We start from the raw sequence: 18856 nt of genomic DNA, 5'->3' as shown, positions 1-18856 counted from the left end.
GGAATGCTGACCTGATGTGGCCCATTCGTAAACACTTGATGAACGCTGCCGTGTTCGTGCTGCTGTCGGCGGTGCCTGCCGCCGCGCAGACGGGCGCCGAGACGTTCCCGGTGCCGGAAGGCTGCACCGCGTTCCTGACGGTGCAATCGCGGTCGTGTCTGGTGTCGCATCACTGGCGCTGCGAGGGCGAGCCGGAGGGCAGCCACTGGCGCGTGACACTGGATCAGGACGGGCCATTTTACCTGAACTACACGGATGCGGAGTTCCGGTGGCTCAGGGCGTTCAACTTGCGCTCGGGCGGTCAGGACACGCTGGTCGAGCCGGAGGACGACCCCGCAAGCCTTAGCGAGCTTCTGGAGACGGGCAACGACACGATGGTGTTCTCGATCCGCGAAGAGCGCGCCGAGGGCACGTTTCGGCGCGATTACACCGGGTTCGACCGGCTGACCGGCGATCAGGTCACGATTGACGGGCGTCCGCTTCTGGTGACGGAATTCGCGTATCAATGGGAAACGACCGCGGGTCCGCGCCGCACCGAGGGCACGCAATTCGTCTGGCGCGAGCGGGGGTTGTTCTTTGGCGGGCTGGAAACGGTCACGACACCCGGCGGCGAGACCTTCGAAGGCAATTACAGCCCGGTGGAGTTCCACGAACCCGGCGATCCCGGATTCCTGACGACAGAGCCGGAATACGATTGCGGGTCGATCATGAGCGCGGCGCCGGCCGCGCCGGTGTGGAGGGTTGCGCAATGAGCATCGCCGATCCGTTCCGCACCAAAGGGCGGCTTGAGGGCGCGTGCCTGTGCGGGGCCGTCAGGATTACCGTGGACGGCGATCACATCGCGGCCATCGGCGTGTGTCATTGCGGGATTTGCCAACGCTCCAACGGCGTTGTGTGGGGCGCGTTTCAGGCGAATGCCGAGGCGGTGACGGTGACGGGTAAGGTGGCCCGATATGCCTCCACCGCGTTTGCGACGCGGGTATTTTGCCCGACCTGCGGCAGCAACCTGTGGCTGCGCGATAACGACGAGGGCGCGGCCTACGAGCTGATGCCCGCGCTGTTCCCGGAGGCATCGGATTTTCCGGTGATCTCGGAAATCTACATCGACTGCGCCCCGGCCTATGCGGCTTTGGCGGGCGATCACCGGCGGGCCACCCGCGCGGAATATGAAGCGAAGCACCCCCATATCGAGGGAGACCTGTGATGACCCAATTCGACACAAGCTGGGCGAAGGCCGAGGCCGAAAAGCGCGCGTGGATGGAAGAAAACGCCTTGTTCCGGGAGGAGCATGAGCATGCGTCCTGCGGTGTGGGGCTTGTTGTGGCGGTGGATGGCAAGCCGTCGCGCAAGGTGGTCGAGAACGGCATTGATGCGCTGAAGGCGGTCTGGCACCGGGGCGCGGTGGATGCCGATGGCAAGACCGGGGACGGTGCGGGTATTCACGTGCAGATCCCGGCGCATTTCTTCTATGATCAGGTGCGGCGCACGGGTCACGAGCCGCGCATGGACGAGTTGATGGCCGTGGGTCAGGTGTTCCTGCCGCGCAATGATTTCGGTGGTCAGGAGACGTGCCGGACGATCGTGGAAAGCGAAGTGCTGCGGATGGGGTATTACATCTACGGCTGGCGTCATGTGCCGGTGGATGTGACGGTTCTGGGCGAAAAGGCCAACGCGACGCGGCCCGAGATCGAGCAGATCATCATTTCCAACGCCAAGGGTGTCGACGAAGAGACGTTCGAGCGGGAATTGTACGTGATCCGGCGGCGCATCGAGAAGGCGGCGGCGGCGGCCGGTGTCGGGCAGTTGTATCTGTGTTCGTTGTCGTGCCGGTCGATCATCTACAAGGGCATGATGTTGGCCCAGGATGTGGCGGCGTTTTATCCCGACCTGATGGATGAGCGGTTCGAGAGCGCGTTTGCGATTTACCACCAGCGGTATTCGACGAACACGTTCCCGCAATGGTGGTTGGCGCAGCCGTTCCGCATGTTGGCCCATAACGGCGAGATCAACACGCTGAAGGGCAATGTGAACTGGATGAAGAGCCACGAGATCCGGATGGCGTCTTCGTTCTTTGGCGACATGGCCGAGGATATCAAGCCGATCGTTGCCGGTGGGTCGAGTGACAGCGCCGCGCTCGATGCGGTGTTCGAGGTTCTGGTGCGCGCCGGGCGCAATGCGCCGATGGCCAAGACGATGCTGGTGCCCGAGGCCTGGAGCCAGACGGCGACGGAACTGCCGCAGGCGTGGCAGGACATGTATTCGTATTGCAACTCGGTGATGGAGCCGTGGGACGGCCCCGCGGCGCTGGCGATGACCGACGGGCGTTGGGTCTGCGCGGGGCTGGACCGGAACGGGCTGCGTCCGATGCGGTATGTGGTGACGGGTGACGGGTTGATGATCGCGGGATCGGAGGCCGGGATGGTGCCGATCGACGAGGCGCGCGTGGTCGAGAAAGGCGCGCTGGGCCCGGGGCAGATGATTGCCGTCGACATGCAGGAACAGGCTCTGTTCCACGACACGGAGATCAAGGATGCGCTGGCGGCCTCGCGCCCGTTTGGCGATTGGGTTGACCGGATCACGGACCTTGAAGCGGAGATGAAGGGGGCGACGGAAACGACCCTGTTCGGCGGTACAGACCTGCGCAAGCGGCAGATCGCTGCGGGGTATTCCATCGAGGAGCTGGAGCAGATCCTGGCGCCGATGGCGGAGGATGCGAAGGAGGCGCTGGCGAGCATGGGGGACGACACGCCGAGCGCGGTGTTGTCGAGCCAATATCGCCCGCTGAGCCATTACTTCCGGCAGAACTTCAGCCAGGTGACGAACCCGCCCATCGACAGTTTGCGCGAATACCGGGTGATGAGCCTGAAGACGCGGTTCGGCAACCTGAAGAACGTGTTGGACGAGGATTCGTCGCAGACCGAGATCCTGGTTCTGGACAGCCCGTTTGTGACCAATGCGCAATTCGACAAGATGGTGAGCTATTTCCAAAGCTCGGTCATCGAGATCGATTGTACGTTTGACGCCGGTGCGACGGAGGGAGCGCTGCGCGAAGGGCTGTCGCGGATCCGGGCCGAGGCGGAAGACGCGGTGCGCTCGGGCGCGGGGCATATCGTGCTGACCGATCAGCATCAGGGCGAGGGTCGCGTGGCGATGCCGATGATCCTGGCCACGTCTGCGGTGCATTCGGGGCTGACATCGAAGGGACTTCGGACGTTCTGTTCGCTCAACGTGCGGTCGGCGGAATGCATCGACCCGCATTACTTTGCCGTGCTTGTGGGCTGCGGCGCGACTACGGTGAACGCGTATCTCGCGCAGGACAGCCTGGCCGACCGGATCGAGCGCGGCCTGATTGATACGAACCTGACCGAGGCGATGGCGCGGTATCGCGCGGCGATTGATGCGGGCCTTCTGAAGATCATGGCGAAGATGGGGATCAGCGTGATCTCGTCCTATCGCGGTGGCCTGAACTTCGAGGCGGTGGGCCTGTCGCGCGCAATGGTGGCGGAATATTTCCCCGGCATGCTCAGCCGGATCAGCGGCATCGGCGTCTCTGGCCTTCAGCGCAAGGTCGAAGAGGTCCACGACAAAGGCTGGCTGCGCGGCGAGGGCGTTCTGCCCATCGGCGGATTCTACAAGGCGCGGCGCTCGGGCGAGACCCATGCGTGGCAGGCGACGACGATGCATATGTTGCAGGCGGCCTGTGATCGGGCGAGCTATGGCCTGTGGAAGCAATATTCCGCGAAGATGCGGGAGAACCCGCCGATCCACCTCCGCGATTTGCTGGACTTCAAGCCGATGGGCGCGCCGGTGTCGATTGACGAGGTCGAAAGCGTCACTTCGATCCGCAAGCGGTTCGTGACGCCGGGGATGAGCCTTGGCGCGCTGTCGCCCGAGGCGCATAAAACGCTGAACGTGGCGATGAACCGGATCGGCGCGAAATCCGATAGCGGTGAGGGCGGCGAAGACCCGGCGCATTTCGTGCCCGAGCCCAACGGCGACAACCCGAGCGCGAAGATCAAGCAGGTGGCCTCGGGGCGTTTTGGCGTGACGGCCGAATACCTGAACCATTGCGAAGAATTGGAGATAAAGGTCGCGCAAGGCGCCAAGCCCGGCGAGGGCGGGCAGTTGCCGGGGATGAAGGTCACCGACCTGATCGCGCGGCTGCGGCATTCGACGCCGGGGGTGATGTTGATCAGCCCGCCGCCGCACCACGATATCTATTCGATCGAAGACCTTGCGCAGCTGATCTACGATCTCAAGCAGATCAACCCGCGCTGCAAGGTGACGGTGAAGCTGGTGGCAAGTTCCGGCGTCGGCACGATTGCCGCCGGTGTGGCCAAGGCCAAGGCGGATGTGATCCTGATCTCCGGGCACAATGGCGGCACGGGGGCGAGCCCCGCGACGTCGATCAAATACGCCGGTCTGCCGTGGGAGATGGGCCTGACCGAGGCGCATCAGGTTCTGGCGATGAACAAATTGCGCGACCGGATCACGTTGCGCACCGATGGCGGTTTGCGCACGGGCCGTGACATTGTGATGGCCGCGATGCTGGGCGCCGAGGAATACGGCATCGGCACCGCCGCATTGATCGCAATGGGCTGCATCATGGTGCGGCAGTGTCAGTCGAACACCTGCCCAGTGGGTGTGTGTACGCAGGACGAGGCGCTGCGCGAGAAGTTCACCGGCAATGCCGACAAGGTGGTGAACCTGATCACGTTCTATGCCGAAGAGGTGCGGGAGATCCTCGCCTCGCTTGGGGCGCGGAGCCTTGATGATGTGATCGGGCGCGCGGACCTGTTGAGCCAGGTGTCACGCGGATCGGCGCATCTGGATGATCTGGATCTGAACCCGATGCTGATCACCGTCGATGGCGCGGATCGGATCGTTTACGACCGCTATAAAGAGCGGAACGCGGTGCCCGATACGCTGGATGCGCAGATCGTGAAAGATGCGCATCGGTTCCTTGAGGACGGCGAGAAGATGCAGCTGTCTTATGCGGTGCAGAACACGTTGCGCACGATTGGCACGCGCACCAGCAGCCATATCGTGAAGCGGTTCGGGATGCGCAACGATTTGCAGCCCGATCACCTGACGGTGAAGTTGAAGGGGTCTGCCGGGCAATCGCTGGGCGCGTTTGCGGCGCCGGGCCTGAAGCTGGAGGTCAGCGGGGATGCCAACGATTACGTTGGCAAGGGTCTGTCGGGGGGCACGATTGTGGTGCGTCCGCCGATGGCGAGCCCGCTTGTCGCGGCGGAGAACGTGATCATCGGGAACACGGTGCTTTATGGGGCGACGGACGGCTACCTGTTTGCCGCCGGTCGGGCCGGGGAACGGTTTGCGGTGCGCAATTCGGGCGCGAAGGTTGTGATCGAGGGCTGCGGATCGAACGGGTGTGAATATATGACCGGCGGTGTTGCGGTGATCCTTGGCGGGATCGGTGCCAATTTCGGCGCGGGCATGACCGGCGGGATGGCGTATTTGTACGATCCTGATGGCGAGGCGTTGGTCAATATGAACCTTGAAACGCTGGTGACCTGCCCGGTGACGATGGCGCATTGGGAGGCACAATTGCGCGGTATGATCGAGCGTCATGCCGACGAGACCGGGAGTGCAAAGGCGCGGGACATCTTGCAGCATTGGGAGACGGAGAAGGCGAATTTCCTTCAGGTCTGTCCCAAGGAGATGCTGAACAAGTTGGAGGTGCCATTGGGCGTCGAGGACGCGGCGGTGCCGGCGGAGTGATTTGCGGGCGACTATTGCCGCCCGCAATTCGTGCTAGCTAGCACGAAGAGCTTGTGCGTCCATGCGTGAGCCTTCGTGTTTCTTTTCGGTCAAGACGTCAGCGATACGTCCTGGGTTTGTGCCAAACTTTGCTGCGATCAGGTGCTGCTTTTCCCCAGACCAATGCATGAGCCAAACGGCCACAGCCTCTACATAAGAGAGGCCTTTGCGCTGAACGTTGATTTCGTTAAGTTGAAAGTTACCGAAAGGTGCAGTCATTTTGGGCTCCTATGCCAATGATTGTATGAGCGAGGCAGGTGCAACTGCCTCGCTCAATCAATTCTAGGTCGGTGCCTTGGTGAAGAAAACCCTGTTGATCTAGTAATTAATCTACTCTTATCAATAAGATACATCAGAAAAGCCAATTGAAAACCTATGGGGTGGCACCATTAGTTGGTGATCCCAACGCCAATACCACAAGATATTCCAGCTCTCCGAATCGGTCAGTGGCTATGACCCACCTACAACGAAATCGGCCTTGGTGTAGCCCTGCAGGAACAGAAGCGCGGTCAGGTCGCCGTGGTTGATGCGGATGTCGGCCTGAGCCTGCACGGCGGGTTTGGCATGCAGCGCGACGCCGGTGCCCGCGAGTTCCAGCATGCCGAGGTCATTGGCCCCGTCGCCCACGGCGAGCACGTCGGACGGCGCGAGGCCCTGCGCCACGCTGATCGCCTGGAGGGCTTCGACCTTGGCATCGCGTCCAAGGATGGGGCGCGCGACTTCTCCGGTCAGGGTGCCGTTTTCAACCTTCAGGGTGTTGGCGTGGTGTTCATGGAACCCGAGTTGTGCGGCGATGGCGGCGGTGAAGGCGGTGAACCCGCCCGAGACCAGCGCGCAATGGGCACCGTTTGCGCGCATCGTGGCCAGCAGCGTGGGACCGCCGGGCATCAGGGTGATGCGGCTGTCGAGGACGCGTTGGATCGTGGCCTCGGGCAGGCCCTTCAGGAGGCCGACGCGCTCGGTGAGCGCCTTTTCGAAATCGAGTTCGCCGTTCATGGCGCGGGCGGTGATGGCCGCGACGCGATCACCGAACCCGGCCTCGGCGGCGAGTTCGTCGATGCATTCCTGCTGGATCATCGTGCTGTCCATATCGGCGAGCAGCATGCGCTTCTTGCGACCGTCGGAGGGCTGCACAACCAGATCGACGCCTTCCGCGGACAGGCTTTGCCAGACGGTGTCGATGCCTTTGGGAACCTTTTGGACGTCGAATTCCGCGGCGTGATTGGGGTCGAGCCAGATCGCGTCGCCGCCGCCCATCGCATTGCGCAGGTTCGCGACCATTTCGCGGTCGAGGAACATCGCGGAATTGGTCATCAGGGTCACGGTGAACATGGGCCAGGCGTCCGTCGCTATCGGTGGGTTTGGAACACCATAGGTGGTGCGGCTTTTGGGGACCAGCGGATTGGCGCGGGCGCGCCGCCGCGCTATCTGGTGGGCGATGGAACACAGGTGGAAAAGCTGGGCCTTCGGGGTGTTTGCGGTGCTGGCGCTGGTTGTGGGGGTGGTTTTGCTGGAACGCCCGCGCGCCGGTCTGGAGATTACGCATGATCGGGTGGGCACGACGCCCGTGACCGTGACGCGCAGCGCGGAGGCTGGGCCGGTTGCGGTGATCGTGCATGGCTTTGCCGGATCGCGGCAGATGATGGCCGCCTGGTCGGAAAGCTTTGCGCGGGCGGGCTATATCGCGGTGGCGCTGGATCTGGAGGGGCACGGGCGCAATCCGGTGCCGATGTCGGGCGATGTGACATCGATCGACGGGACCACGCGGATCCTTTTGGAGGAGATCGCGCGGGTGACGGATTGGGCGGTGGCGCGCCCCGGGGCGGAGCCGCAGGTGGTGATGGTCGGGCATTCGATGTCCTCGGATCTGGTGGTGCGGGCGGGCATTGCGGATGCGAGGGTGGTGTCGGTCATTGGGATATCGGTTTTTTCACAGGCGGTGACGGAAGACGCGCCGGAGAACCTTCTGATCCTGAACGGGGCCTGGGAGGGCGCGCTTCGGGCAGAGGCGCGGCGTGTGATGGGCGATTTGGACGCCGTTGAGGGCGAGACCGTGGGCCAGCCCGGAAACGGGTTTGCGCGGCGGGCCGTGGCGGTGCCCTTTGCGGAACATGTTGCGATCTTGTGGGCGCCCGAAGGTCTGCGCGAGGCGGTGGATTGGGCCAATGCGAGCCTTGGGCGCAGCGGCGAGGCGGAGGTTGCGCGGCTGGGCCTTGGGATCATCCTGATGCTGGCGGGGGCGGTGATGTTGGCGCGCCCGTTGGCGGGGTTGCTGCCGGAAGGCGCGGCGCCGGAGGCCGTGCCACGGCGGGTGTTCTGGGTGCTTGCGCTGGTGCCGGCGGTGATTGCGCCCTTGGTGGCGGTGCAGATCGAGGTCGGTGTCTTGCCGGTTTTGGTGGCGGATTACCTTGCCGTGCATCTGGGCCTGTACGGCCTTTTCGTGTTGGGGGGCGCGTGGATCGCGGGCTGGCGACCGGAGCTGCGCGGTTGGCTTTGGGGCGTGTTGCTGGCCGGGTTCGGGATTGGTGTGTTCGGCTTGTTGATGGACCGCTATGTGGCGTCTTTCGTGCCGCATGCGGGACGGGTGCCGATCATCCTGGCGATTGTGCCGGGCGCGGTGTTGGCGATGTGGGGGGACGCGGTGCTGACGCGGGGGACGGCGGCCGTGTTGTGGCAGCGGATTGTCGTGCGGGGCGCGTTCCTTGGGTCGTTGGCGATGGCGGTGGCGCTGGATTTCGAGCGGTTGTTCTTCCTCGTGCTGATCTTCCCGGTGATCGTGTTGTTCTACGCGACCTTCGGGATGATGGGGCGTTGGGTCGGGCGGCGCACGGGATCGGTTCTGGCGGTTGGGATCGGTCTTGGCCTTTTGTTGGGCTGGGCGTTGGGAGTGTCGTTCCCGATGTATGTGGAGCGGTTGGGCGCGTGATCTGACGGGGCGGGCATGGCCCGCGATTTGTTTGCCTCGCCGTCGCGCCGTCGCGCTTTGGGCTCAGGCGGTGAGGGGCCAGCCCCTCACACTCCCCGGAGTATTTTTGAAACAAGGAAGCAGGGCACCGGGCATTTGTCAGGGCGCGATCCACTGGCCCTGCCAGGTGTCGGCGGCTTGGAAGAGCGCGCGCTGGTGCGGATCGGAGAGGGTCAGCGCGTCGATCTCGGTCAGGGTGCAGAGGAGGCGGGCGAAGCGGGGCGCGGTTTGCGCGGCCTTGGCTGGCAGAGGTGTGCCGGGGGTGGGGCCGGTGTAATTGGCCTGCGCCTGTTCGGGGAGTTGCGCGAAGAGGGCGGGGTCGCCTTGCGCGATCCGGGCGGTTCCGCGGGCGCGGATTTGCAGGCGGGCTTTGGGCACCCAGACATGGAGCGCGATGGCGGGATTGCCAGCGATGTGGGCGGCCTTGGGGGAGGCGGCATCGGTGTGGAATTCGAGCGTGTTTTCGGCGCGGTCAATGGCGCGCAGCACGAGGGTGCGGAGGTCGGGGCCATCGGGCGTCAGGGTCGCCAATGTGGGGTGACGCGCGGGGTGATGACGGTCGGCGGTGCCGCGTGCGAGGTGTTGCCAGACAGTCTCTAACAGGCCGTTTAGGGATGGATCACTCATATCCTGTCATCTCTAGGTAGCCGCGCCCTGCGTGGGTGCCGGTGAAGGTGATCGGGCCTTCCCAATAGGGGAAACTGGTGTCCATCCAGCTTTGCGCATTCACCGGAGCGGTGCGGATGTCGATGTCGCGGTCGGGGAAGGTGATCTGCCATTCGGTCGGAATGGTGCGGTCGGCGACCTCGGAGGTGGCGAGCGGTGTGAGGTACACATGGCCGTCGCCGTAGGATTGCGTCGTGCCATCGGGGTTGATCCAGGTGGCGGAGGTGAAGGCGGGCCCGGCATCGGAGCGCAGGGCGAAGGCCATCATGCGCGCGCCGTCTTCGAATTGCAGGGAGAACCAATCCCAGCCCAGTTGATCCTCGCTGAGCGGTTGCGAGGACCATTCGCGATCGAGCCATGCGGTGCCGGTGACGGAGATATCGCCATCGGGAAGGGAAAGCGTGCCCGTGGCGGTGTAGAAGGGTTGGGAATAGTAGTAGCTGGCCTGCCCTTCGGCGCTTTTGACGGAATAGCCATCTTGGCCGTGGAAGATCAGGGGGCCCTCCGCCGTCAGATCGAGGTCGTAGGCGAAATCTGGTCCGCGCGCGGTCAGGTGGAGGGCGTCGTAGGCGTCGCCATCGGGCGCGGTGGGTGCCATTTCCCAATCGTCGATATGGGCGCGGAACGGGTCAGAGGTGACGCCTGCCTGCCCGGTGCCGCCGCGCGCGAGGCGTTCGGCGTGGAAATGCGCGGTGGGCGTGGTGAGACCCGCGTGGCCCATGAAGAGCTGCGGCGCGGTCCAGGTGTCGGACGTGTCGGGGGCAAGCGCGCTGCGGAACAGGGTCCATTGCACGCCATATTCGGTGCCATCGGGGCCTTGCAGGGTTGCGGTCAGGTACCACCATTCGATGCGGTAGTCGGGATGTGGGCCGTGGTCGGTGGGGAAGGTGAAGGTCGGGTTTGGTTGCGGCACGGCGAAACGCTCGTCGGCGGCAGTGCCGAGGCCGGCGAAGCCTTGGGCGTTGGCGTGTGTGAGGGTGAGAAGGAGGGCGAGGAGAAGGCGCATCATCGCTCCTGTGCGAAGATCTGGGTGAGGCGGGCCGGGGGGATGCGGGCGAGACGCAGGGCCGGGCCAAGGGCGGCGAGGCCTGCGGCGATCAGCGCGAGGCCGAAGAGGCGGGCCCAGTCGCCGGGGAAGAGTTGCATCGGCAGGCGCCAGCCGAACGCCTCGACATTGACGAGGGCCAGCAGGACCCATGCGAGGGCGAGTCCAACCGGCAGGGCAAAGACGAAGGTGAGGATCGCGAGGCCGAGCGCGCGGATCAGTTCGACGCGAGCGAGGGTGGCGCGGGAGGTGCCGATGGCCCAGAGCGGGGCCAATTGCGGGAGCCGCAGGTTGGCGAGTGTCAGGAGGCTGGTCAGGAGTGCGATACCAGCGACGCCGAGGGTGAGGATGTTGAGCGCGCCGGTGACGCGAAAGGTTTGGTCGAAGACGTGGAGGGAGAAGGCCTTTACCTGTGCTTGATTGGTGACGGCGTCGGTGGGCAGGCCGAAGTCTTCGCGCAAGCGGGTGGCCATGGCGGGGGCGTCATCGGGGGGGATGCGGAGGGCGAAGCGGAAGGCTTGGGTGTCAGGAAACGTCTCTGCAAAGCGGTTTAGGGACACAATCGCCTGCCCGTTGGGATTGCCGTAGTCGGAGTAGACCCCGACGATGGGCAAGCCCCCCGCGAAGGGAAGGGTATCGCCGGGGGAGAGGTCTTCGCGGCGGGCGAGTTGTTCGTTGATCAGCACCGCGTTGCCGTTTGCGAGTTGATCCCACGGGTTTTCGGATTGCGACAGAAGCGGCCAGGCGTCGCGATAGGTGGGGTGATCGACAACGCCGAAGATCTGCGCGGGACGGTCGAAGAGGCGCTGATCGGCGGAGATGATCGGCAGGATCGCGTCGACGTCGGGTTCGATGGCCTCCATGATCCGGGCGGCCTCGGCGGGATTTGCGGCGGTGACGTAGAGTTCAGACGCGAGGCGTTGATCCAGCCAGCCGGTGAAGGTGCTGCGGAAACTGCCGACCATGGTGGAGACACCGATATTGGCCGACAACGCAAGCAACAGTGCCATCAGGGCAAGGGAGAGGCCGGGAACCTGTTGGCGCGTGTCGGCAAGAACCCATTCGCTGAACGCGCCACGGGTGGGCAGGAGCCGCAGGGCGGCGGTGGTCAGCGCGGGGAGGATGAGAGCGGCGCCGATGAGGAGCGCCGCGAGGCAGAGGAAGGCTGCGATGAGGCCTTGGCCGACGCCCGCGAGGGCTATGGCAAGGGCGAAGAGGGCGAGGGCCGCGACGGCTTGCAATCGGATCATGCGGCCCGATGCCTGCGCCCAGGCACGCGGCAAGGCGGGAGCGAGAAGCGGCATGCGCGCGGTGCGGATCATGGCCTGCACGGCGGCGGCGGCGGCGCCGATCCAGGTGATCAGAAGGGCGGAGATTGCCCAGGTCGGGTCGAACCGCAGGATGCCCTCGATCTCGGCGCCATAGAGGCCGCGCAGGGTTCCGGCGACACCCGGCATGAGGGCGGCGGCGATCAGATAGCCGAGCAATATGCCAATGATCCCGGCCACCAGCGCGATCACCGCAAGTTCCAGCGCAAGGGCCAGAAGAACGGTGCGCAGCGGCGTGCCGAGCGCGCGCAAGGTACGAACCGAGGCGCGGCGTTGTTCGAAGGCCAGACCGATGGCGGCATGCACGATGAAGAGGCCGACGCCAAAGCTGAGCAGGCCGAAGGCGGTCAGGTTCAGATGGAAGCTGTCGGTCAGGCGGGAGATATCGTCGGCGGTCTCGGGCGCGCGGAGGCGAAGGTCCGTCGCCTCGGCCAGGGGGGGCAGGCCAAAGGGTTGCTCGGGCGCGACAAGAAGGTAGGTCGGATCGACCTGTTCCAGCAGGCGCGCGGCGGTGGAGATATCGGTGATCGCGGCGGCCGGGGGGACGGTTTCGGAGAGCACGAATTCGGGCAGGCCCGCGGGCAAGGGGCCCGACGCCGTGGCCTCGGTCATGAGAAGAAGGCCGGGGTCGGTGAAGAAGGTGGCGAGATCCAGATCGCCGTCGAGTGCGGGGCCTTGCGCGGCAGCGGGCGCGGTCAGAGGGTCGATCCCAAGCACGCGCAACCGCCCGTCGCCGTCGCGCAATTCGCCCGATATCACCGGAGACACGAGGTAGCCCTGCGCGCGCAAGGCGATAAAATCGGCCAGGGGTACGGGGCGACCATCCGGGCCTTCAAGGCGAGCCAATTGATCCTGCCCCAGGGTCGCGGCGGCGCGGTCATAGGCGGCGCGGGCCTCGGCGTTGATGGCTTGCACGCCGGACCAGAGGGCCGTGGCCAAGGCGAGGCCGATGGCCAGCATGGCCAGCTGGCCGGGGCGATGCCGCCAGTGCGACGACAGGCTTTGGAGAGCGGTCAGGAACATGGTCACGCGGCGGCCAGCGCCCCGCGCGACAAGTGAATGCGGCGCGACAGACGCCCGGCCAGACGCGGGGAATGGGTGACCATCAAGAGCCCCGCGCCGGTTTCCGATACGAGGTCCAGAAGCAGGGACAGCACCGCATCGCCGGTGTCTTCGTCAAGGTTTCCGGTCGGCTCATCCGCGAGGATCAGGGCCGGTTTCGGAGCAAGGGCGCGGGCGATGGCAACGCGTTGCTGCTGCCCGCCGGAGAGCTGTTCAGGGTAGCGCGTGGTCAGGTCGGACAGGCCGAGCCGATGGCCAAGCGTGGTGCAGAAGGCGGCATCATGGCGCCCGGCGAGGCGGGCCTGAAGCGCGATGTTGCTGCCGACGGTGAGCGAGGGGACAAGGTTGAACTGCTGAAAAATGAGGCCGATGTGCAGGCGACGGGCCTCGGCCCGGGCGGTATCGTCCATCTGCCCGATGTCCTGCCCGTGCAGCAGAACGCGCCCTGCGTCGGGTTGGTCCAGCCCCCCGGCCAGATGCAGCAACGTGGATTTGCCGGAGCCGCTTTCCCCGGTCAGGGCAAGCGTTTCGCCCGCGGACAGGGTGACGGAGACGCCGGCCAGCACCGGGGTCGCGTCATAGGATTTCTGGATGTCCTGTAGGTCGAGCAGCGTATCTTTCATGGCCGATGATGTAGCAGCCCGAGATGCGATCTCCACGCCCCATTGCATCGCGTCGCCCTTTCGCCGAACGCTTTAGGCAAAGCGGAGGGGTGGGATGATCACGGATTGGGACGATGCCTATGCCAACGGGGCCTATATCGCGGATGCAGAGGTCATCGTTGCGGGCTGGGCCGAACGGGCGGCCGAGACACGGGCGCGGCATGCGTCGGAGGCGGTTTCGACAGGGCCGGGCGCGCGGCAGTTTTTCGATCTGTATCGTCCCGAACAGGCGGAGCAGGGTCTGACGATCGTGATCCATGGCGGATATTGGATGGCGTTCTCGGGTCGTGATTTCGCGCATCTGGTGGAGGGGCCATTGGCGCGGGGGCAGGCGGTGGCCGCGTTGAGTTACACGCTGACGCCCGAGGCGCGGGTGTCGGAGATCACGGCGGAAGTTGCGCGTGCGGTAGAGGCAGCCGCGACGCGGGTGCCGGGCCCGATTCGGCTGATCGGTCATTCCGCCGGGGGGCATCTTGCGATGCGGATGGTTTGCGACGGGTGTTTGCCGCCCGAGGTCAGCGCCCGGATCGAACGGGCCGTGTCGATTTCCGGGCTGCATGATTTGCGACCGTTGCGGCGGACCGCGATGAACGAGACGTTGCGGTTGAGTGAAGCCGAAGCCGTGGCGGAGAGCCCGGCGTTGTTGCCCCCCATCGAAGGCGCGCGGGTGCATTGCGTTGTCGGCGCAGAGGAGCGCCCGGAGTTCCGGCGTCAAACCGCGCTGCTGCCCAACATCTGGACCGGTATGGGCGCCGATGCCCACGCCATCACGTTGAGCGGGGAGACCCATTTCAGCATCATCGGGGGTCTGGAACAGCCGGACGGTGCCTTGACGCGGCTTCTGTTGGATTAAAGCGTCCGGCCTTTAACCTGCGCCATCGGCGAAAGGCTCGGCGCGCGACGTTCATATGGTGCACGGCGTTCGGCCAGAAGCTGTGACCCGGGTTTTTAGCCGAGTGCCTTAGCCTTTGGCGAAGAGGGCCGAGATCGCGGTCTTCAATTGCGCGCGATCTTCTGGGCCGAGGGTGTCGAGCAGGCGGCTTTCGGCGGCGAGGGCGGCGGATTTCAGGCGCGAGATTTCCTGCGTTCCGTGAGCGGACAATTGCACAACAAGCCGGCGGCGGTCGGCCTTGTCGCGGATGACGGAAATCATGTCGAGATCTTCAAGGCGGCGTTGCGCGCGGCTGACCCGGGCGGCATCCATGGCCGTAAGGATGCACAGATCGTGCGACGAGCAAGGTTGATTTGCGGGCAATGCCATCATGATGCGCCATTCCGGCACCTGGAGCCCGGCGTCTTCAATAACGCGCGAGAACATGCGGGCCGACAGCACCGACATCTGGAATGGCATGTAGTCGGCAAGGTCGAAGGTCAGGGATTGCGATTGGTCTTTCATGGGCCCTACCTAGGTTCCTTGCACGGCATACAACCTAAAGGATAGCGACGTGTCCGACCCACACGCAAGATAAATGTCAGGAAAGGTTGACAATTGTTGGGTCAATCTATCGGTTTTCACATTTTGATAGTGGTAGGGACATGTTTCCGATCGTGAACGTGGACCTGCGCGAAATATGCGTCCATGCCGAGTTCGGGGCGTTTTACGGGTTGTCGGATTGAGGCCCCCCGCATATCCCCGGCGGTGGGACACCCTTCCCCAACGAAGGGCGCATATCTGTGAGGATACCATCATGAATACGACTCAACCGGCCCAGAGGCCGGTCACGAAGCCGTTGAACCCACGTTTTTCGTCGGGCCCCTGTACCAAACCCCCCACCTGGACCCTGGATGCCTTGCGCCAAGCGCCGCTTGGACGGTCGCATCGTGCTGCCGTTGGCAAGGGTCTTCTGAAGTCGGTCATCGACCAGACCGCTGCGATTCTTGGCGTGCCGGACGGCTATAAGGTCGGCATCGTTCCGGCGTCTGACACCGGTGCGGTGGAGATGGCCATGTGGTCGTTGCTCGGGGCACGGCCCTGCACGATGCTGGCATGGGAAAGCTTTGGCGCGGGCTGGGTCACGGATGTGGTGAAGCAGCTGAAGCTGGATGCCACGGTCACGACGGCCGAGTATGGCGAGCTGCCGGATCTCGCGGCTGTCGATTGGGATACGGATGTCGTGTTCACCTGGAACGGCACGACCTCGGGCGTGCGGGTGCCGAATGGCGATGTGATCCCTGCAGATCGCGCAGGTCTGACGATTTGCGATGCGACCAGCGCGGCGTTTGCGCAGGACCTGCCTTGGGACAAGTTGGATGTGACGACCTTCTCCTGGCAGAAGGTGATGGGGGGCGAAGGCGCGCACGGGATGATCATCCTGAGTCCGCGCGCAATTGAACGACTGGAAAGCTACACGCCCGAATGGCCGCTGCCGAAGATCTTCCGCCTGACGAAGGGTGGCAAGTTGATCGACGGGATCTTCACGGGCGCGACGATCAATACGCCGTCGATGCTTTGTGTCGAGGATTATCACTTTGCACTGGAATGGGCCGAAAGCCTTGGTGGCTTGCCTGCCCTGCACGCGCGGGCGGATGCCAATGCACAGGCGGTCTGGGACTTCTGCACGGATCGGGACTGGATCGAGAACCTGGCCGTTGATCCGGCGACGCGGTCAAACACGTCGGTGTGCCTAAAATTCACCGACCCGCGCATTGTTGATGGGGCGGCGTTTGCCAAAGCCGTCGCCAAGCGGCTTATGGAAGAGCACGCGGCGTTCGATGTGGGCGCTTACCGCGACGCTCCGCCGGGTTTGCGCATATGGTGCGGCGCTACCGTTGAGCTTGCAGATATCCAAGCGATGCTGCTCTGGCTCGACTGGGCCTTCCACGCCGAGATCGACGCGCAGGCGGCTGCGGCCTGATCCCCGTCTTTGTTCCAAAATACGCAAATCTTCGGTCTGCTCCATGCGCAGACCCCCGAATAAGGAGTGCCTGACATGGCCCCCAAAGTCCTCGTTTCAGACAAGCTGAGCGAAACCGCCGTCCAGATCTTCCGCGACCGTGGCATCGACGTGACCTTCGACCCGACAATCGGCAAGGATAAGGAGAAACTCCTGTCCGTGATCGACCAATATGACGGCCTCGCGATCCGGTCGGCGACAAAGGTGACGGAGAAGATCATTGCGCAAGCCGCGCGCCTCAAGGTTGTCGGGCGGGCCGGGATCGGGGTCGACAATGTCGACATTCCCGCCGCATCGAAGAAGGGCATCATCGTGATGAACACGCCCTTCGGCAATTCGATCACCACGGCGGAACATGCGATTGCGATGATGTTTGCCGTCGCGCGGCAGATCCCGGAGGCGAGTGCCTCCACCCATGACGGCAAGTGGGAGAAGTCGCGGTTCATGGGGGTCGAGTTGACGGGCAAGACGCTGGGTGTGATCGGGGCCGGGAACATCGGGTCGATTGTGATCAGCCGTGCGCTGGGCCTGAGGATGAAGGTGCTGGCCTATGATCCGTTCCTGAGCGAAGAGCGCGCCAAGGAGATCGGTGTCACCAAGGTGGAACTGGAAGAGCTTCTGCCGCGCGCCGATTTCATCACGCTGCATGTGCCGTTCACCGAGAAGACGGCGAATATTCTGAGCGCCGAAAATCTGGCCAAGACCAAGAAGGGCGTGCGGATCATCAATTGCGCGCGCGGCGGGTTGGTGGATGAAGCTGCCTTGGCGGAGCTTCTGAAATCCGGCCATATCGCGGGCGCTGCGTTTGATGTCTTCGCGCAGGAACCGGCAACGGACAATCCGCTGTTCCATCTGCCCAATGTCGTGGTGACCCCGCATCTGGGGGCTGCGACGACAGAGGCGCAGGAGAATGTGGCGTTGCAGGTGGCCGAGCAGATGTCGGATTATCTGCTGACCGGGGCGGTGTCCAACGCGCTCAACATGCCGAGCGTCACTGCGGAGGAAGCCGCCGTGATGGGCCCTTGGGTCAAGCTGGCCGAGCATCTTGGTGCGTTTGTGGGGCAGCTCACCAACGAGCCGATCAAGAGCATCGACGTGGTCTATAACGGGGTTGTCACGGCGATGAACCTCAAGGCGCTCGACTGTGCGGCGATTGCCGGTGTGATGAAGGCGACGAACCCGGATGTGAACATGGTGTCGGCCCCCGTGATCGCTAAGGAACGCGGGATCGAGTTGTCGCAGACGACGCAGGACAAGACCGGAGTGTTCGACGGGTATATACGCCTGGTCGTGAAGACCGATGAGCGCGAGCGGTCGATTGCCGGGACGGTGTTCAGCGACGGCAAGCCGCGCTTCATCCAGATCAAGGGCATCAACATCGACGCGGAGATTGGCGAGCATATGCTCTACACCACCAACGAGGACATGCCGGGGATCATCGGGACGTTGGGCCAGACGATGGGGGCGAATTCCGTGAATATCGCGAACTTCACGCTTGGGCGGTCCGGGCCGAAGGGGGAGGCGATTGCGCTGTTGTATCTTGATGCGCCGCCGCCTGCGAAGGCGTTGGATGATCTGATGGCGACGGGGATGTTCCAGCAGGTGAAGCCCCTGCAATTCGACGCGGCCTGAGACGCGGGCGTGCGTGGGTTCGGCGGCAGGCCAAGGGTGGTGCGCTATGAGGTGTGCTCGACCCTGTGGCGGGCCCCGACCCTGCGCATTGCACTTCTGAGCGACTTTCACATTTGCGATCCGTGGTCGCCGCTGGAGGCGATGGCGCAGGTGGTGGAGGCGGTTCAGGATGAGGCGCCGGATCTGGTGTGCCTGGCGGGGGATTTCCTTTCGCGGCGCGTGATGGGGGGCACCCCCGTTCCTGCGGAGGATATCGCGCAGGTATTGGGCGGCCTTCGCGCGCCAAAGGGTGTGTTCGCGAGCCTCGGGAACCACGATTGGAAGGATTGCCCTGAGGCGCGACGCAACGGGTTCACCACGACTGGTGTCGTCGGCGCCTTGGAGGCTATGGGCATTCCGGTTCTTTCAAACGCGGCGGTCGATCTTGGGGAAGACGCCTGGCTTGTGGGGTTCGATTCGCAGCAGGGCATTGGCCGCCCGAAGCGCCCGGATGCGCGGCATGATCCCGACCAGGCATTCCGCGATGTGCCGCCCGATGCCAGCGTTGTCTTGATGGCCCATGAGCCGGATTACTTCCTTGAGCCTCAGCACCGCGATGCGGCCTTGCAGCTGAGCGGGCATATCCATGGCGGGCAGATCAACCTTGCCGGTTGGCGCCCCGTGACGCCGTCACGTTATGGTGGACGGCTGGCCTATGGTTTGCATGCTATGGAGGAACGGCGGCTGATCGTGTCGGGGGGGTTGGGGTATACGACCTTTCCCCTTCGCATCGGCGCGCCGCCGGAATGGGTGATGGTTTCGCTGTCGCCCGCATGAGGGAG

Annotated in this window: 15 protein-coding genes; 8 read left to right on the top strand and 7 right to left on the bottom strand. The window is 64.2% G+C overall.

Annotated features, from left to right (window positions below; genetic code table 11):
* Nucleotides 1–38: 38 nt before the first annotated feature.
* From V8J83_RS10265 to gltB, 3 genes are read left to right on the top strand one after another with little or no spacing between them, the layout of a single operon-like run.
* The gene (locus V8J83_RS10265; protein WP_339986195.1) at nucleotides 39–752 is read left to right on the top strand and encodes a hypothetical protein; all 714 of its coding nucleotides are present in this window, start codon (nucleotides 39–41) and stop codon (nucleotides 750–752) included.
* Nucleotides 749–1204: a GFA family protein gene (locus tag V8J83_RS10260; RefSeq protein WP_339986194.1), complete on the top strand. Its 456-nt coding sequence runs from the start codon at nucleotides 749–751 to the stop codon at nucleotides 1202–1204. The genes V8J83_RS10265 and V8J83_RS10260 overlap by 4 nt, the downstream gene beginning before the upstream one ends.
* A complete protein-coding gene (gltB, locus tag V8J83_RS10255; protein WP_339986193.1) occupies nucleotides 1204–5742 on the top strand; it encodes a glutamate synthase large subunit in 4539 nt (1512 codons plus the stop codon). The genes V8J83_RS10260 and gltB overlap by 1 nt, the downstream gene beginning before the upstream one ends.
* Before the next feature lie 33 nt (nucleotides 5743–5775).
* Here gltB and V8J83_RS10250 read toward each other — a convergent pair whose 3' ends face one another.
* Together V8J83_RS10250 and serB are read right to left on the bottom strand one after the other, a co-directional pair.
* The gene (locus V8J83_RS10250; RefSeq protein ID WP_339986192.1) at nucleotides 5776–6000 is read right to left on the bottom strand and encodes a hypothetical protein; all 225 of its coding nucleotides are present in this window, start codon (nucleotides 5998–6000) and stop codon (nucleotides 5776–5778) included.
* A gap of 231 nt (nucleotides 6001–6231) precedes the next feature.
* Nucleotides 6232–7113, bottom strand: a complete 882-nt coding sequence (gene serB / locus V8J83_RS10245; protein WP_339986191.1) for a phosphoserine phosphatase SerB — start codon at nucleotides 7111–7113, stop codon at nucleotides 6232–6234.
* Between the two features lie 106 nt (nucleotides 7114–7219).
* On the opposite strand from serB, the gene V8J83_RS10240 reads away from it, so the two are divergent.
* A complete protein-coding gene (locus V8J83_RS10240) occupies nucleotides 7220–8707 on the top strand; it encodes an alpha/beta hydrolase (RefSeq protein ID WP_339986190.1) in 1488 nt (495 codons plus the stop codon).
* A 138-nt stretch (nucleotides 8708–8845) separates the two neighbouring features.
* Here the strand turns inward: V8J83_RS10240 and V8J83_RS10235 are convergent, their stop codons facing one another.
* Genes V8J83_RS10235 through V8J83_RS10220 form a run of 4 tightly spaced genes read right to left on the bottom strand, consistent with a single transcriptional unit; the run spans nucleotide 8846 to nucleotide 13470 of the window.
* Entirely contained in the window at nucleotides 8846–9373 is a 528-nt protein-coding gene (locus V8J83_RS10235) for a pyridoxamine 5'-phosphate oxidase family protein (protein ID WP_339986189.1), read from the bottom strand.
* Nucleotides 9366–10421: a lipocalin-like domain-containing protein gene (locus V8J83_RS10230; protein WP_339986188.1), complete on the bottom strand. Its 1056-nt coding sequence runs from the start codon at nucleotides 10419–10421 to the stop codon at nucleotides 9366–9368. The genes V8J83_RS10235 and V8J83_RS10230 overlap by 8 nt, the downstream gene beginning before the upstream one ends.
* Nucleotides 10418–12808, bottom strand: coding sequence for an FtsX-like permease family protein (locus V8J83_RS10225; protein ID WP_339986187.1), 2391 nt, complete (start codon nucleotides 12806–12808; stop codon nucleotides 10418–10420). The genes V8J83_RS10230 and V8J83_RS10225 overlap by 4 nt, the downstream gene beginning before the upstream one ends.
* Nucleotides 12809–12810: 2 nt before the next feature.
* Nucleotides 12811–13470 (bottom strand): ABC transporter ATP-binding protein, encoded by a 660-nt coding sequence (locus V8J83_RS10220; protein ID WP_339986186.1) that lies wholly within the window; start codon nucleotides 13468–13470, stop codon nucleotides 12811–12813.
* A 94-nt stretch (nucleotides 13471–13564) separates the two neighbouring features.
* Between V8J83_RS10220 and V8J83_RS10215 the strand changes: the two genes are divergently transcribed.
* A complete protein-coding gene (locus V8J83_RS10215) occupies nucleotides 13565–14362 on the top strand; it encodes a hormone-sensitive lipase (RefSeq protein WP_339986185.1) in 798 nt (265 codons plus the stop codon).
* A 108-nt stretch (nucleotides 14363–14470) separates the two neighbouring features.
* Here V8J83_RS10215 and V8J83_RS10210 read toward each other — a convergent pair whose 3' ends face one another.
* Nucleotides 14471–14905 (bottom strand): MarR family winged helix-turn-helix transcriptional regulator, encoded by a 435-nt coding sequence (locus tag V8J83_RS10210; protein WP_339986183.1) that lies wholly within the window; start codon nucleotides 14903–14905, stop codon nucleotides 14471–14473.
* Between the two features lie 292 nt (nucleotides 14906–15197).
* Here V8J83_RS10210 and V8J83_RS10205 point away from each other — a divergent pair, with 292 nt between their 5' ends.
* The 3 genes from V8J83_RS10205 (at nucleotide 15198) to V8J83_RS10195 (ending at nucleotide 18851) form a co-directional block, all read left to right on the top strand.
* Nucleotides 15198–16364, top strand: a complete 1167-nt coding sequence (locus V8J83_RS10205) for a phosphoserine transaminase (protein ID WP_339986181.1) — start codon at nucleotides 15198–15200, stop codon at nucleotides 16362–16364.
* A gap of 75 nt (nucleotides 16365–16439) precedes the next feature.
* The gene (serA, locus tag V8J83_RS10200) at nucleotides 16440–18035 is read left to right on the top strand and encodes a phosphoglycerate dehydrogenase (RefSeq protein WP_339986180.1); all 1596 of its coding nucleotides are present in this window, start codon (nucleotides 16440–16442) and stop codon (nucleotides 18033–18035) included.
* A gap of 39 nt (nucleotides 18036–18074) precedes the next feature.
* Nucleotides 18075–18851 carry a metallophosphoesterase gene (locus V8J83_RS10195; RefSeq protein WP_339986179.1) on the top strand — a complete coding sequence of 259 codons (777 nt, stop codon included), beginning with the start codon at nucleotides 18075–18077 and terminating at the stop codon, nucleotides 18849–18851.
* Nucleotides 18852–18856 lie beyond the last annotated feature (5 nt).

Source organism: Gymnodinialimonas ulvae (assembly GCF_037543845.1).
Taxonomy (GTDB): domain Bacteria; phylum Pseudomonadota; class Alphaproteobacteria; order Rhodobacterales; family Rhodobacteraceae; genus Gymnodinialimonas; species Gymnodinialimonas ulvae.
This window is presented reverse-complemented; position numbering and strand designations above follow the sequence as displayed.